Raw genomic sequence first — 12,850 nt, forward strand, 5'->3', positions numbered from 1 at the left:
GGTTAACGAGCCGCTGACACGGGCTGGCGCGACACGCGTGCGAGCACGGGCAGGCGCGGCGCAGCGGGCGCTGGCGCAGGAGCAGGCTGCCGGTTGACCGCCGGGGCCGGCTGAGGCGGCGGATCACGGCGCGGCGGCTGGGGGGAGCGCGGCGCAGGACGCACCTCGCGCACCTCGATGAGATACCCGCGCACCAACCCGGCGAAAGCGCCGACCGCGACGGCAAGCATAAACCCGGCGGCCAGAACAATATTACGCATCGACCGCGCTTCGGACGGAGGCTCCGCCCGCTCCACGATGCGCACCGAATCAGCCGCGCCCGGCGGCAAGGCGCGCCGCGCGCTGGCGTCAGCGGCCTGAGCCGACAAACGCCCCGCAGCCTCGGCGCGGGCCTGGGCGGCGCGCACCAGCCGGTCATGTTCAGGGCCCAGCGCCCGCAGCCTATCGGCTTCCGCGCGCGCCTGGGTGATTTGGCGGGCCAGCGATGCGGCGAGCTGGCTTTGCCCCGCGCTGAACGCTTCCTGTTGCAGACGGGCTGATTCCAGGTCCTGCCACACCGGATTGACGCCGGTGCGGCGCTGGCCCTGCCCGTTGGCGCCCCCGGCCGCGATGAAGCGCTCCAGCGCCTCGATTTCGCGCTCCACAGCCTGCACGGGCGGGGCGTCGTCCTGATAGCGCTGGCGTAGATCAACACGGCGCACCTGCAGGTCCAGCAGCTGCCCCGTGACCGAGTTTTCCACATATAATTCAATCGTGTCGGAAATTCCCGCGATCCGGCTCGCCAGCGCGCCCGCCAACGCCCTCGCCTGCGCCGCTTCCGCCTCCGCGCTCATGCGCCGGGCTTCCAGATCGGACAGGCGCGCCAGTACGGCCGCCCGCTCGGTGGCGAAGTCGGAAATACCATGCTCTTCAAGGAAGCGGCGCAGATCGGCTTCCGCCATCGCCGAGACGCGTTCTGCGCGCGCCAGCCGCTCCTCCACCCCGCCTTCGACGCCGCCGATCAGCACTTCGATGCGGTAGGCCAGATAGGCGTCGATGATGGCGTTCAGCGTATTGGCGGCGACCACCGGATCAGAATGCTCGAACGTCGCGGTCAGAAGACTGGCGCTGGGCGAACGGCTTACTGAAAAACCATCGCGCAGCAGTTTAAGCTGCTCCGGCCCAACCGAACCGCTGCGCTGTTCAATGGCGAGGCGGCGCACGGCGTCGGAATTGAGGATTTCGGCCTCCGACTGCATGACCTGGTCAAGCGTGAAGGCGCCGCCCGAACCGGCCGCACCGGGGGCCAGGTCATTATCATCCTGGATGACCAGCAGGCGCGACACAGCCTCATAACTCGCGGTCAACTGAGTCACCGCAAACAGCGCGATGGGTACAAAAACGATGAGGGCGATGACAATCGCCAGCACTTTTTGCGCCCAGAGCAACGCGATCAGATCAAACAGATCCAGATCGCGCCGGGAACCGCCTGTCCCGCCGCCGCGTCCGTCATGATCGCTTGCGCTCCTGCCCATACCCGCATGTGGCTGCAACGCGCTTAATTTTTCCTTAGCCGGAGCGCGCCAGCGTAAGCTTCGTCACATATTTGAGCGGAGGCCCTGAGATGACAGACGTATCGCGGCGCGGCGCCCTGGCCGGCGCGCTTGCCCTGTTCACGCTGTCGGCCTGCGCCAGCCAGGGCCGGGCTCAGGACGCCAGCGGGTTCGAGCCCGCGCGGTTCGAGCCCTGGGAATCGGGATCATCCCCCTACCGCGTCTTTCCCGGCGACACGGTGACGGTGACGATCCACACTGCGCAGGAGCTGTCGGGCGATTATCTGGTGGGTCCGGACGGACGGGCCAATCTGCCGCTGGCCGGCGCGGTCATGGTCGCCGGCTCCACAGCGCCTGAAGCGGCCAATCTGATCGCCCAGCGCTATGTGCGCACCTTGCGCGATCCCATTGTGGAAGTGCGCCCGGCCGCGTTCGGCTCCCAGCGCATCCTTGTGGGCGGGGAAGTGGCCAGTCCCGGCTTGTTCGATCTGCCCTCCCAGCGTATCGGCGTGCTGGAGGCGACGGTTCTGGCCGGCGGCCTCACCATCCGCGCCCGGCGCAGCGAGATCGTCGTGCTGCGCCGCGCCGCCAATGGCGGGCTGATGATGCGCACGGTCAATCTGTCGCGCGCCCAGCGTGGCGAGCCCGCGGACGCGGTCCCCCTCTCGCGCTTTGACATCGTGTTCGCGCCCCGTCGCGGCATCGCTGAAGTCAATGACTTCATCGAGCTCTACGTGCGCAACATCCTGCCCATCGACAGTGCGTTCGCCTTCGCGCTCACCAACTCGCTGTTCAACGAGTGAGCCGCAGTGCCCGGCCCGGCCGCCAAACGCGCCCTAGTGGCGCGTGGCGAGCCATTCGCGGGCGGCGGTGAGCGCGTTGGCGATCTGGCCGGTATCCATTTCCATCGCCAGCTCGGCGCGATAGTGCTTGGCCGCCGGAGAGCCCATCAGGGCCGCCAGGTTGAACCATTTGTGCGCTTCGACATAGTCGATCACGCCGCACTGGCCGGTGGAGTACAGAAGGCCCAGCTTGCACAGATCCTCGCCCGTCGGATCCATCGTGATCGCGTCGTGCGCCTGAGCGGTTTCCACATCGGTAAAAGCCATCGTCGTCTTCCCTGCATCTGGACAGGCGGCCCGGATTTGTTGTCCGGTGTCAGCCTGTCATCCCACCATGCACGCCAAGCCTCTTCGGAGCCGGTCGTACGAGCAGGATGATGCGCCCGGACGGTAAGCGCGGGGTTAAGGCTAATCAGGAATAATGCGATTTAACGCTTTAAATCCGTTAGGAATTCCTGCCGAGAATTAAGACGGTCATCGCCGCGTCAAGCCGGGTGAGCGCACCGGGACGCCTGTTCCGGCGGCCTTTCGACGCCCCGTTCAGGGCCGCCGCGACCATCGCTAGCGCAAGAGCGCCCGGCCCCAGCGCCAGCACGACCAGAATGGCGCGCCGGGGCGTCTGCGGCGCCCGCCGGTCCGTGGCCGGCTCGCTCACGGCGGACAGAATCTGCGCGCCGGCCAGCACGTCAAACGCCAGCAGGTGTCCCGGCCGCGCCACTGCAACACGCGCCAGCAATGCACCGTCCTGTGGCGCTCGCAGCCAGCCGGCGACGCGCATCGCGGTCATGGCGCCGTCAGTACGCCGCGCGGCGTTCAGCGCGTCAGCAACGCTTTGATAGTCAGCAGGCTCGATGCGGGCGGCCCGGGCGTGCTCCTGCGCCGCAGCCTCGGCGAGCGCCTGATACCGCCAGGGTTCGCGGACCACCAAGGCCGCCTCCACCAGCAACGGCGTCAGCGCGGCCAGCAGGGCTTCCCGCCCCAGCGCCGGGTCCGGACCCAAGGCCAGAGCCTGCGCCAGGCCGCGGTCCAGATGACCCGATGCATAGGCCGCGGCGAGCAGACGGCGCCCCGCGCCGCCTTCGCCCGGCATGGCGGCGGCGTGCAGCAAAAGCCCGGTCAAGACCGGGTCACGCAAGCCGTCCTGGACAGCGGCGCACGCGGCGATACGCCGGCCCGCCTGAACTGCGTAGCCACAGCCGTGTATCGCCAGATCGCGGGCGTCTCCAAACAGGGTGACGGCGGTTTCGCCACGCCAACCGGCCAGCGCCGGCAGGTGAATCGCTGCGCCGCGCGGGGCGGCGAACCAGGCCTCTGCGGCGTCGCGGGCGGGGCCGTAGAGGGTGCGCGCGCGGCTCAATCGATGGGCCAGCTCCGGCCGTGCGAAAATCAGATAGGGCGGGTCGAGGGCTGCGCCGTCCGCCAGCCGGGCGTCGAGCGCGGATCTCATCTGCTGCTGACGCACCCACACAGGGCGCGCGCGCAGCTCGGCCTCGACATGGGCGGCGCTGCGGGTCTCGGTCAGGATCGAGAACGCCAGCGCGTCCTCGCCCTCGATCACCGGCAGCGCCAGCGCCAGACTTTCAGCCAACGCCAGGTCCGGCGTGCGCCACGGGCCGGCGTCCAGCGCCCTGGCGATCCCGTCTTCCCAGATGGCGCGCGGCGGGGCGCCGGCCGGCAACACGGCTCTCAATCGGATATCGATGGCGTCCGAGTGCGTGGCGGCATTGGACGCGGCGGAGAGCGGGGCGCTTCGCGGCCCGGCTTGACGCTCACTCAGTCCAGCGGCCGCCAGCGCGATTGACGCCGCCGCCAGCGCCAGAAACAGAACCGGCCGCACGCTCGCGATCAGCGCGCGCCACGCCAGATACAACGCCGTGCGCGGCCACGGCGCGAGCCATGGGTCGCGCGCGCCATAGCGCGAGCTGTAGCCGTTTGCGTTCATGCCGAGATGAAGCCCCCGCTTCAATCCACCCTCGCCCAGACCTTAGCCGGTCCGGACCGGGTGCGGCAATCAGGTCCGCGCGCGCTGACCGAACAGGACGTCGCGCGCCTTCTTCATCTCCTCGCTGTCATCGGCGAGCGACACGCGCATCTCCTTGCCCGCAGCACGGCCCGCCTTGACAGCGGGGCGTTCGCCCACGCGATCCACCCAGGCCTTGAGACGCGGAAAATCGTCGAGGGTCTGGCCCTGGCCTTCAGGCAATATCCAAGGCCAGGCCGCCATGTCGGCGATGGAATAGGGCCCGGCCATATAGTCGCGCTCGGCCAGGCGCCGGTCCATCACGCCATAGAGCCGGTTCACCTCATTGGTGTAACGGGTCTTGCCGTATTCCAGCTTGGAGAGGTCGGGTTCGATCTTGGGCGCGTAGCCGCGGAAATGATGAGCCTGTCCGGCCATGGGACCCAGACCGCCCATTTGCCAGAACAGCCACTCATCCACCTCGATGCGCTGGCGCGGCGTGTCGCCGTAGAACAGCCCGGTCTTGCGGGCGAGATATTGCAGGATCGCGCCGCTTTCAAACACGCTAACCGGCTCGCCGTCCGGACCGTCGGGATCGATGATGGCGGGCATGCGGTTATTGGGGCTGATGGCGAGAAATTCGGGCCGGAACTGCTCGCCCGCGCCGATATTCACCGGTTTGAGTTCATAGGGCAGCCCCATTTCCTCAAGCGCGATGGTGATCTTCCAGCCATTGGGGGTCGGCCAGTAATGCAGCTCGATGGGGGCGGTCATGGGGCTTTGCCTTTCCTTGCTACGGGCCGCCAGATGTCGGGGCCTGCGGCATCACGGTCAAGCATGAGCCGCTTCACGCCCGCGTGAGAGCGCGATAAAAGCGCGGCTATGAGCAATATCATCCTTGAAGACACCATCCGCCCCGTCTCCTTCGCCAGCGCCAAGCGCGACCCGGACGGATTCGCCGCCGCGCTGGGGCGCAGCTTTCGCCAGACCGGGTTTGCCGTGGTCAGCGATCATCCGGTGGATCCAGGCGTGATCGAGCGCGCTGTGGCCGACACCCAGGCGTTTTTCGCCCTGCCGGAAGCGACGAAGCGCCAGTATTTCCAGGACGGCGGCGGCGGCCAGCGCGGCTATACGCCCTTCGCCATGGAGAACGCCAAGGGCGAAGCGCGCAAGGATTTGAAGGAATTCTGGCATCGCGGACGCGACCTGCCGCCCGGTCACCGCTATGAGCGGTTCATGCCCGCCAATGTGCCGGTGACGGAAATCGCGCGCTTTGACGCCAGCACAAAAGCCCTGTTCGAAGCGCTCGACTCCATGGGCGGGGTGTTGCTGGAAGCCATCGCGCGCGATCTGGGCCTGCCCGATGACTGGTTCGCGCCCACGGTCAATGAAGGCAATTCCATTCTGCGCCTCCTGCACTATCCGCCCATCGAGGGCGAGCCGGATGGCGTGCGCGCCGGCGCGCATGAAGACATCAATGTGATCACGCTGCTGCTGGGCGCCGAAGAGGCCGGCCTGCAGGCCCGGACGCGTTCAGGCGACTGGCTGCCGATCCAGCCGCCCGAAGGCGCGCTGGTGGTCAATATCGGCGACATGCTGCAGCGCCTGACCAATCACGTCCTGCCGTCCACCACCCACCGCGTGGTCAATCCGAGCCACGAGCGGATGGCCTTCCCGCGCTATTCCACCCCCTTCTTCCTGCACTTCAATCCCGATTTCGAGATCCGCACCCTGCCCGGCTGCGTCACGCCGGAGAACGCCGACCGGTATCCGGACGCGATCACAGCCCATGACTATCTCCTCGAGCGGCTGCGCGAGATCGGCCTGAAATGACGGATCTCGCCCGCCAGCTGCGGGCGCGGGTGCGTCTGTTTGCACTGATCAATGCCGGGGCGGTGGTGAGCTGGCGCGGCGGCGAGGTGCTGGCGGGGCAGCTTCAGGGTCTGCCTGCCGGCGCAGGGTTTGTCCTGTCCGGGATCGGGCTGGCGCTGTGGATCGTCAGCGCGATCATCCTGCTGGGCCAGGCCCTGCATGCCCGCAAGGCGGGCGTGTTTGATCTGTTCAAGGATGCTTTTGCGCGCGAGCTTCACCGCGACGCGCTCGTGGGGGCCGCGGCGGGTGCGGTGACCGGCTACGGCCTGGCGCTGGCAATCCCGGGGACAGGCGCAGAACGCCTGACGCTGCCGGTAGCGGGCGCAATCGCCGGATTCCTCGTCACCTGGGTCGCGCTGGATGTGCGCCGCCACGGGCGGGGCTGACACGACAAGGGCTGGCGCCCCAAAGCGCCAGCCCTCATTGCGTTCAGACCTGAAACGTCCGTTCAAGCGCTCGCGCGGCTAGCCTTCTTGCGTTCGTGCTCGAGCAGGAGCTTCTTGCGTACGCGGATGGTCTGGGGGGTCACCTCGACCAGCTCGTCGTCATTGATGAATTCCAGCGCATATTCCAGCGTCAGCCGGATCGGCATGACCAGCACCACCGCTTCGTCCGTACCTGAAGCGCGCATATTGGTGAGCTTCTTGCCCTTGAGCGGGTTGACGATCATGTCTTCGTCGCGGGCGTTGATGCCGATGATCATGCCTTCATAGACCTCGGTGCCGTGGCCGATGAAGAGCTTGCCGCGCTCCTGGATGTTCCACAGGGCGAACGCCAGCGCCTTGCCCGATTCCATGGAGATGATCGCGCCCTTGGGGCGCTGGCCGACCTCGCCCGCTGCGCGCGGCGCATAGTGGTCGAAGGTGTGGAACATCAGGCCCGAGCCCTGGGTCAGGGTCAGGAATTCGGACCGGAAGCCGATGAGGCCGCGCGTGGGCGCCATGTATTCCAGGCGCACCCGGCCATTGCCGTCGGGAACCATGTTCTTGAGGTCGGCTTTACGCGTTCCAAGCCGCTCCATCACGCCGCCCTGGTGGATTTCCTCCACGTCGATGGTCAGGTTTTCATACGGCTCGCACAGCTTGCCGTCGATCTCCTTGGTGATCACCTGCGGACGGCCCACGGCGAGTTCGAAGCCCTCGCGGCGCATGGTCTCGATCAGCACCGACAGGTGCAATTCGCCGCGGCCGGACACGGTGAACTTGTCGGCATTGTCCTGCTGCGTCACGCGCAAGGCCACGTTGTGGATCAGCTCGCGGTCCAGCCGGTCCTTGATCTGGCGCGTGGTGACGAACTTGCCTTCCCGGCCGGCGAAGGGCGAATCATTGACCTGGAAGGTCATCGAGATGGTGGGCTCGTCCACAGTCAGCGGCGGCAGCGCCTCGACATGCTCGGGATCGCACAGCGTGTCGGAGATGCCCAGCGGGTCCACGCCATTGAAGGTGATGATGTCGCCGGCGCTCGCGCGGTCGCGCTCGACGCGCTCCAGCCCGTGAAAGCCGAACACCTGCAGCACCTTGGCGCGGCGGGTCTTGCCGTCAGGGGCGGCCACGACGACGTTCTGGTTGCGAGTCAGGCGGCCGCGGGTGATCCGGCCAATGCCGATGACACCGGTATAAGACGAATAGTCCAGCGCCGAGACCTGCAGCTGAAGGGGCCCATTGGGGTCCACGTTCGGCGCTTTGACGCGGTCAACAATGGTCTGGAACAGCGCGGTCAGGTCCGCCTCGGGTTTGTCCGCGTCCAGCGTCGCCCAGCCTTGCAGGGCCGAGGCGTAGACCACCGGGAAATCCATCTGCTCGTCCGTGGCGCCCAGACGGTCGAACAGATCAAAGGTCTGGTCCACGACCCAATCCGGGCGCGCGCCGGGACGGTCCACCTTGTTGACCACGACGATGGGGTTGAGGCCCAGCGCCAGCGCCTTGCGCGTCACAAACGCGGTCTGGGGCATGGGTCCGTCGACAGCGTCGACCAGCAGCAGCACCGAATCGACCATGGAGAGCACCCGCTCCACCTCGCCGCCGAAATCGGCGTGACCGGGCGTATCCACGATATTGATATTATAGTCGCGCCAGGTCACGGCCGTGTTCTTGGCCAGGATGGTGATCCCGCGCTCTTTCTCCAGATCATTGGAATCCATGACCCGTTCGACCTCGACCGCGCGGTCGGCGAACGTGCCGGACTGACGCAGGAGCTTGTCGACCAGGGTGGTCTTGCCGTGGTCCACGTGGGCCACAATGGCGATATTACGAATGCGCTCGACCGGAGCGGTCATGGGGAGATCCTTCTGGCGGGAGGCCTTTTGCCGCGTGTCATACAGGCGCACGGGCCGCAGCGCCAGCATTGGCGGCGGCGCATTGCATCCGCTAGGCTCTTATTTCCAGGCATGAGCGCCGCTCAGGCGCCCGCCCATGCCGACCGTATCCGGGGAGACACCATGTTCAAGACGCTGCGCGCCGCCAGTCTGGCGCTGATTTTGCCTGTCATCATTGCGCCCGCCGCCCTGGCCGAGCCCGCCAGCTTTTTCCAGGTGGAGGGCGTGGAGTATGACCCCACGGTCACCACGTTCGAGGCCCATGCCGGCTATGAGATCGGCGAGCGGGTCGTGCGCTATGGCGATCTTCTGACCTATGTGAATTATCTCGCCGAAACCTCGGACCGGATCGCGGTGGAGACCATCGGACGCTCCCACCAGGGCCGGCCGATCCTGCAATTCACCATCTCCAGCCCGGAAAACCTCGCGCGCATCGATGACATCCGCGAGGCGCACCTGGCGCGCCTGCGCAGCGAGGGCGAACCGGACTCAGCGCCCATCGTGGTGTGGATCAATTACGGCGTCCACGGCGCCGAAACCTCCGCCATGGACGCCGCCATCCCCTTCCTGCATCACTTCGCGGCCGCGCGTGGCGAGGCGATGGATGAGACGCTGGCGAACACCGTTATTATCGCCGCCGTGACCCATAACCCGGACGGTCACGCAAGGCGCATCGACCATGTGGAGCGCTTCTCCAGCCAGGCGCGCGTGACCGACGAGGCCCACGAGATCCATAATCTGTGGGGTCTGGCGCGGGTGAACCATTATGGCTTTGACCTGAACCGCCAATGGCTGTTGCTGACCCAGCCGGAATCCGTTGCGATCACCACCGCCTGGCAGGCCTGGAAGCCCATGGTGACGGCCGACTATCACGAGATGGGCCACAACTCGCCGTACTATTTCCATCCGGGCACGGAGACCCGGCGCAATCCGCTGATCCAGGTGCGCGCGCGTGAACTGACCTATGAAATCGCCCGGCGCCACGCGGCCTTCATGGATTCCGAGGCGCGCCTCTACGCCACTCAGGAAGTCTTCGACAATTTCTATATCGGCAAGGGCTCCACCTACCCCCAACTGTCGGGTTCGCTCGGCATTCTGTTTGAGGCGGGCGCCGCGCGCGGCGGTGAGATCGAGTCCGAACATGGCCTGGTGACCAATGCCGACAATGTGCGCACCCAGTTCCGAACCGCGCTCACCACCATTCAGGGCGCGCTGGATATCCGCGAGGAGCTCATCGACTTCCAGCGCGACTTCTTCGCCGAGAATGCCCGCCAGGCCGCCAGCGCCAATGCACAGGCCTGGGTGTTCACCGCGCCGGGCGATCCCGAGCGGGCGAACCGCTTCGTACGGCTGTTGCGCACCCATGGCATCGAGGTCTACCGCGCGGCCCGCGACGTGCGCGCGAGCAGCGGGACATATCCTGCGGACCAGTCCTACATCGTGCCCGGGCGCCAGCTTCAGCACCGCCTGATCCGCGGCATTTTCGAGCGTTTCACCGAGTTTGAGGAGAATGTCTTCTACGACGTCTCCGGCTGGACGCTGCCTTTGGCCTATAATCTTCAGTATGACCCCCTTCCCGGCGGGATGTTCCAGTCCCTGCCGCTGGGCGAGGCGGCGGACGGCGCGTTCCAGAGCGCCCCTGCCCCCGATCGCGCGCCCTATGGGTATGTGTTCGACTGGTCGCACAGCTTCGCGCCCCGGGCGCTGAACCGGGTGCTGGAGGCCGGGCTGATGGCCCGCGCGGCCAGCGAGCCGTTCACGCTGGTGACCGCCCAGGGTGATCGCGAGTTTGCGCGCGGGTCCATCTTCGTGCCGCTGGCGCGCCAAGACATGACCCCGTCGCAAATCCACGCGGTCATGGAGACCATTGCGCGTGAGGACGGCGTGCCGGTGGCCGCCGCGTCCACGGGTCTGACGCGCAACACTGGCCGTGATCTGGGCGCATGGAACGTGTTCCGCACCCTCACCGCCCCGAGTGTCGTGATCGCATTTGATGACGGCATTTCCTGGAATGATGCGGGCGAGATCTGGTGGACGCTCGACCATCAGCACCAGATGGGCGCGCTGCTTGTCCCCAAAAGCCGGCTCTCCTCGCTGGACTGGAGCCGCTACAGCCACCTCATCCTGCCCGGCGGCAACGCGTCCCTGGATGACGCCACCCGGGACGCGGTGAACCGCTGGGTGCGCGGCGGCGGCACGCTGATCGCCACGCGCCAGGCGGCCCAGTGGACTGAACGCAGCCTGCTCGAGATCGAGGCGGCGGACACCGAAGAGACGCCGGGTGACACGCCGCAACGCCTGAACTTCTCCGAGATGCAGGTGCGTGACGCCGAGCACATTCTGGCCGGGGCGATTTTCGAGACCGATCTGGATGTCTCCCACCCGCTGGGCTGGGGCTATTCTGCGCGCCGCCTGCCGGTGAACCGCAATACCCCCTTCACGCTGGCCCGTCCGTCCGATCCCTATGCCGTGCCGGTGCAATATGCCGAGCGTCCGCTGATGAGCGGATACGCCTCCCAGCGCCGTCTCGACGAGATCGGTGGTTCTCCGGCGGTCAGCGTGTATCGCCGGGGCAGCGGCGCAGTGATCCTGTTCGCCGACAATCCGGTGTTCAGGGGCACCTATCCGGGTACGGAGCGCCTGCTTCTGAACGCCATCTTCTTCTCAACGCTGATGAACGCGAGCCGCGGCGACTATGACGACGATTTGAATTAATCCAGCTTGCCGATCGAGGGGATGCTCCAGCCGAACCGGATGGCGCATCCCCTGATCACGAACGCGCCCAGCGCCCCCGTGATGGCGGCGACCCCCTCGCCCAGACCGAGCGAGACGCTGAGCACATAGAGCGCTGCGCCGAACAGCGCCGCCAGCGCGTAAATCTCCGCGCGCAGGATCAGCGGAACATCGTTGAGGATCACATCGCGCAACAGCCCGCCAAACGCGGCGCTCATCACGCCGGTCAGGATGGCGATGGACCAGTGCGCCCCGGCGGCCAGCCCCGCCTGTGCGCCGATGACGCAGAACACTGACAGGCCGATGGCGTCCGCCCAGATCAACGCCACGCGCCGCGCCCCCACCTCGCCGCGCACGATCTCCGACCCGTAATAGCCGATCAGGCCGCCCGCGGCGGCGATGGCGAGATATTCGGGCGCCTCGATCCAGTAAACGGGCAGGCTGCCCAGCACGATATCGCGCAGCGTGCCCCCGCCCATGCCGGTGACCGCACCGATCACCACCGCGCCGAACGGGTCCAGCTGCTTGCGCGCCGACAGAATGCCCCCGGTCGCCGCAAAAAAGAAAATCCCGGCAAAATCCAGAATATAGAAAACAACCGCGACGCTCATGGCTCCGCTCCGCTGCGCGACCGTCCGGTTCGGGCGGGCGTGGCCCGGCCAGCCTGCGACAATTCACAGCCGGTGTATCGGTGAACACGCGCGGACGCCAGTGGCGCGGGCCGCCGGCGCGCAAGGCGCGCCCTAGCCGCTGTAGAAGACCGCCAACGCGGCGGCGCAAATCAATGTCGGGACAAGGGTTTTGAAGGCTCGCGCCACGACGGCGCTGATCCGGTGATGGGTCACGAGCCCCTCCGCAGGAGCGACAGGAGCCGCGCTGTTCTGACCGGCCGCATCAGGCCGACGAGACGGCGGGCCAGATCACGGCCCAGACCAGTTCGGCACGCTCCTGGCCCAAACGCTCGCGAAGGAGTGGGACGGCGTCGCGATCGGCCCTCGCCCAGCGCCCCAATGCGCCGTCGGCAAGGGCGCAGACCAAAGAGGCGAGCGCTGGCGGCTCAAGGTCAGTGCGCACGGAGCCGTCCCGGGCCCCGCGCGTCAGAATGTCTTCAATTACGCCTCCAGCCCCGGCGTTTTCAGCCGCGTCTTGAAGGAGACAGGCAGGCGTATTGAGCCGGACGATCCGGGCGAAATCCGGGCGGTCAAGGTCAAACCGGACCAGTTCGCCAATGCAGGCGCGCAACCTGGCCCGGGTTCCCACCTCGCGCCGCGACGCCGTCCTCAGCCGCTCGGCGCGCGCCTCGAAGTCCGGTACGAGACACAGGGACAGAAGATCGTCCTTGGTTTCGGCAAACCGGTACAGCGCAGCGATTCCGCACCGCGCCTCGCGCGCCACATCGCGCATGCCGACCTTGTGAAAGGCATGGCGGGAGAATTGGGCCAGCACAGCCTGACGCACCCGATTGAACGCGGCCGCCCTGGCATTGGCGTCCTCAGTCTCATTGGCTGCCGGCGCTGCGCTGCGCTCTCGCGCCCGCCGCAGCGGCCAGACCGTCTCCTCGTTATTGATCGTTAGCTGCATGACGCTCCATCCCCAA

The 12,850-nt window shown here is 67.0% G+C and carries 11 protein-coding genes; 4 read left to right on the top strand and 7 right to left on the bottom strand.

All coding sequences use genetic code 11. The features are described from left to right. Positions 1 to 2 precede the first annotated feature (2 nt). Complete coding sequence (locus tag L2D01_08350) at positions 3 to 1,514, bottom strand: Wzz/FepE/Etk N-terminal domain-containing protein (protein ID WBQ08911.1); 1,512 nt, start codon at positions 1,512 to 1,514, stop codon at positions 3 to 5. 89 nt (positions 1,515 to 1,603) lie between these two features. Between L2D01_08350 and L2D01_08355 the strand changes: the two genes are divergently transcribed. Then, positions 1,604 to 2,335 (top strand): polysaccharide export protein, encoded by a 732-nt coding sequence (locus L2D01_08355; protein ID WBQ08912.1) that lies wholly within the window; start codon positions 1,604 to 1,606, stop codon positions 2,333 to 2,335. Between the two features lie 33 nt (positions 2,336 to 2,368). On the opposite strand, the gene L2D01_08360 is transcribed toward L2D01_08355, so the two are convergent. From L2D01_08360 to L2D01_08370, 3 genes are all read right to left on the bottom strand, one after another. Continuing rightward, the gene (locus L2D01_08360) at positions 2,369 to 2,641 is read right to left on the bottom strand and encodes a hypothetical protein (protein ID WBQ08913.1); all 273 of its coding nucleotides are present in this window, start codon (positions 2,639 to 2,641) and stop codon (positions 2,369 to 2,371) included. Positions 2,642 to 2,819: 178 nt separating this feature from the next. Continuing rightward, a complete protein-coding gene (locus L2D01_08365; protein WBQ08914.1) occupies positions 2,820 to 4,316 on the bottom strand; it encodes a hypothetical protein in 1,497 nt (498 codons plus the stop codon). A gap of 69 nt (positions 4,317 to 4,385) precedes the next feature. Beyond that, positions 4,386 to 5,108 (bottom strand): glutathione S-transferase N-terminal domain-containing protein, encoded by a 723-nt coding sequence (locus L2D01_08370; protein ID WBQ08915.1) that lies wholly within the window; start codon positions 5,106 to 5,108, stop codon positions 4,386 to 4,388. A 108-nt stretch (positions 5,109 to 5,216) separates the two neighbouring features. On the opposite strand from L2D01_08370, the gene L2D01_08375 reads away from it, so the two are divergent. Both L2D01_08375 and L2D01_08380 read left to right on the top strand, forming a co-directional pair. Continuing rightward, entirely contained in the window at positions 5,217 to 6,167 is a 951-nt protein-coding gene (locus L2D01_08375) for an isopenicillin N synthase family oxygenase (GenBank protein WBQ08916.1), read from the top strand. Next, positions 6,164 to 6,592 (top strand): hypothetical protein, encoded by a 429-nt coding sequence (locus tag L2D01_08380; protein ID WBQ08917.1) that lies wholly within the window; start codon positions 6,164 to 6,166, stop codon positions 6,590 to 6,592. The genes L2D01_08375 and L2D01_08380 overlap by 4 nt, the downstream gene beginning before the upstream one ends. A gap of 62 nt (positions 6,593 to 6,654) precedes the next feature. On the opposite strand, the gene typA is transcribed toward L2D01_08380, so the two are convergent. Next, entirely contained in the window at positions 6,655 to 8,481 is a 1,827-nt protein-coding gene (gene typA, locus L2D01_08385; GenBank protein ID WBQ08918.1) for a translational GTPase TypA, read from the bottom strand. Between the two features lie 111 nt (positions 8,482 to 8,592). Here typA and L2D01_08390 point away from each other — a divergent pair, with 111 nt between their 5' ends. Next, positions 8,593 to 11,235, top strand: coding sequence for a M14 family metallopeptidase (locus tag L2D01_08390; GenBank protein ID WBQ08919.1), 2,643 nt, complete (start codon positions 8,593 to 8,595; stop codon positions 11,233 to 11,235). On the opposite strand, the gene L2D01_08395 is transcribed toward L2D01_08390, so the two are convergent. Beyond that, a complete protein-coding gene (locus tag L2D01_08395) occupies positions 11,232 to 11,864 on the bottom strand; it encodes a trimeric intracellular cation channel family protein (GenBank protein ID WBQ08920.1) in 633 nt (210 codons plus the stop codon). The two genes, L2D01_08390 and L2D01_08395, sit on opposite strands and share 4 nt — an antisense overlap. 283 nt (positions 11,865 to 12,147) lie before the next feature. Further along, positions 12,148 to 12,834 carry a TetR/AcrR family transcriptional regulator gene (locus L2D01_08400; protein ID WBQ08921.1) on the bottom strand — a complete coding sequence of 229 codons (687 nt, stop codon included), beginning with the start codon at positions 12,832 to 12,834 and terminating at the stop codon, positions 12,148 to 12,150. Between the last annotated feature and the right edge of the window lie 16 nt (positions 12,835 to 12,850).

Source organism: Hyphomonadaceae bacterium ML37, from assembly GCA_027627685.1.
Taxonomy (GTDB): Bacteria; Pseudomonadota; Alphaproteobacteria; order Caulobacterales; family Maricaulaceae; genus Oceanicaulis.